Below are 474 nucleotides of genomic sequence, written 5' to 3'. Positions count from 1 at the left end.
TTTTGGAGGTGGCTCGAGCGAGTTCTTGCCACATCTCGTTCGATTGTTTGGCTGTCACTCCCCCCGGCTTAAAGGACTGAATGACATGGTGGGCTTGAATCCCGTCCGGTTTGCCCCATAATTCTCTCGTCGCCTTCATCTGAGACTTGGCATACTCCGGTGGACAATCGACTCCTGATCGTTCTTCTGCCCGTTTCTCAGCGTATGAAATGAGTTTGTTGGCTACTTTTGTATTGCCGAGTTGAATTGTTGCCATATCTGATTCAACTCCTTCTGTATGTTTTCCAGTTCTTCTTTCGGTACTGATTTGTCCTCATTTGCATGTTTGGTCATCTGATTTACGTTGTTCCCAATCGCACGCAATTGACGAGCAATCTCAAATGCACCCTCTCGATCAATCTTCGGTGGCCGCATTCTCGATCCTTGTGTCTGCTTTTTGACATAAGCTGGCACACTCATTTGAAAGCTTTCTGC

General features: G+C 47.0%; 2 protein-coding genes. Both read right to left on the bottom strand.

The window, feature by feature from the left end:
- The coding region (locus ACZGCQ_RS16885; protein ID WP_481266887.1) for a relaxase/mobilization nuclease domain-containing protein at positions 1 to 256 on the bottom strand (256 nt) is incomplete at its 3' end.
- The coding region (locus ACZGCQ_RS16880; protein WP_481266886.1) for a MobC family plasmid mobilization relaxosome protein at positions 223 to 474 on the bottom strand (252 nt) is incomplete at its 5' end. The genes ACZGCQ_RS16885 and ACZGCQ_RS16880, both read right to left, overlap by 34 nt.

The organism is Exiguobacterium sp. HSB13, assembly GCF_056764755.1.
Note: the sequence above shows the minus strand (reverse complement) of the source record. Positions and strands in the feature narration are given on the sequence as shown.